Below are 1,841 nucleotides of genomic sequence, written 5' to 3'. Positions count from 1 at the left end.
TGAGTTAAGCGACAAATGAGACATAATAACACAGTCTCTTTGCTATATTGTTCCTTGAAAATTTAATATATTATCTTCAAGCATACATTTGCTTGATTTTGAAGTATGTTTAGTGCTACAGCATGATCATTTCATACCTGATTTTATGCATTTACTGTATTCAAGGTGCAGGAATCCAAACCGGTCATATATTTGACCAGCTTTCTTACATTCATTGCAGCTATTTTAATCCCAAACAGTAAACGGCATTTTAGTAATCCACGCACTGGCATTTTATCGATATGGTGTCTCGAGCGCAATGCAGCTGGAACAGTTTCTACACCGTTACGGTATTTTGCAAGTGTTTTGAATTCCTCTGTTTTTAGAAATCGTTGTTGCTGTGCATGATAAGCGGTCCGCTGTGCTAATTTTATGGTGGATACGCGCTTATGCAATGTTGGGTTACATTCAGCAAAGTGTGGACATCCTTTGCACGTTTCTATTGGAAATGATGCTTTGCATTTTTGAGTGTTTTTGTCATAAACATTTGTTTTGGGGATAAATCCTCCTGCACACCTTATAAGTTCGGTTCCAGTTTCATTGAATTCAAAATCAGCCCATATGTCTGCGACATCCGTACCTTTTAAATCGGTGGTTACCAGTTGAATATTCTTTTCTTTTGCAAGTTTTGCATTTTCATTTCCACAATATCCACCATCTGTAACCAACGTACTGTCAGAACCATCTTCCGGCTGCTTTTCAATATAGTCTTTTAGAAATTGACTATCGCTGTAGATGTTTTGTTCCACTTGATAATCAACCACAATACTTCCATCTGTGCCACTCTGTTCAACAACATTGGCAATATAGCCTCTGTTTTCGCTGCCTGCTTTTTTTCTATAGGTTGCATCAGGATCAGCTGGATTTTGAAGAATTGTTGAATTCATACCTGCTGTTTTGTCTTTCAAAATGATTTTACCAGTGCTGTCTGTAGTTGTTTGTTCATTAAGTACTCGAATCAGTAATTGATATTCACTTGAATCGTCGTAGTTTCCATCGCAGACTTCCTTAATCAGAACAGCATCCTGTAAAACAGTAGAAATTTTATCCTCAGTATTTTCACTGCGGTTATGATAAAGTAGCTCATTATGATCAGCATCATCAAGATAATGAGTTAATGATTCTGGAAAATTTTCATCAGCACATTTGTTCATAAACCGACACATATTCGATACGCAAGTATATAGCAGTTCCAGGCGGCTCATTTTTTTTATATTAGAAGCAATCATAAGAGAATCCATTCTTCTAAGTCCGGAATTTAAGTTCATTAAATCTGCCAATGCCGCAGATAAAGAAAGTACACATTCATGGATAAGGTCAATACCAGTAGTTTCTTCGTACGCATTACATCTGGCTCTGAAACGTCCCAAGCTTCTATCATTCAGTGGTTGCTCATCAAATGAAGTGGTATGCAGGGCATATTGATAACGGATGTCGAAGGGAAGTGTTTCAACGATTTCCTCATCAGTCAGACCAAAGATTTCTTTTATGATTAATGCTCCGATGATTACATTTACAGGTGTATTACGGCGAGATGGGCGATTGCTGTACAATACGCGGAAAGGTTCTTCATCTATATATGGAAAAACATTTTCCGAAAAATACTTAGCCCATGATTTATCTAACATTTTTAATTCGCGGGCTGTTAGGTTTGAAGTAGCATCAAATATGCTGATTTGTTGTGAGTTATTCGATGAGAAAGACATATAATCACTCCTTTTTTAATAACTCCATTGTAACATATTTGAAGATAATATATTAAATTTTCAAGGTTCAAATAGCCCATTTGTCGGGCAACTCAT

General features: G+C 36.6%; 1 protein-coding gene. It reads right to left on the bottom strand.

Annotation, left to right across the window (positions count from 1 at the left end):
• Positions 1 to 143 precede the first annotated feature (143 nt).
• Complete coding sequence (locus tag BUB85_RS20770) at positions 144 to 1,745, bottom strand: transposase (protein WP_073113369.1); 1,602 nt, start codon at positions 1,743 to 1,745, stop codon at positions 144 to 146.
• Positions 1,746 to 1,841 lie beyond the last annotated feature (96 nt).

It is taken from the genome of Hespellia stercorisuis DSM 15480, assembly GCF_900142165.1.
Classification (GTDB): Bacteria; Bacillota; Clostridia; order Lachnospirales; family Lachnospiraceae; genus Hespellia; species Hespellia stercorisuis.
The sequence above is the reverse complement of the archived record's forward strand: the minus strand, read 5'-3'. Positions and strand labels throughout refer to the sequence as shown.

Excerpts from the sequence above, each read along its gene's own strand:
- BUB85_RS20770 (WP_073113369.1), bottom strand. The coding sequence starts at position 1,745 with ATGTCTTTCTCATCGAATAACTCACAACAAATCAGCATATTTGATGCT.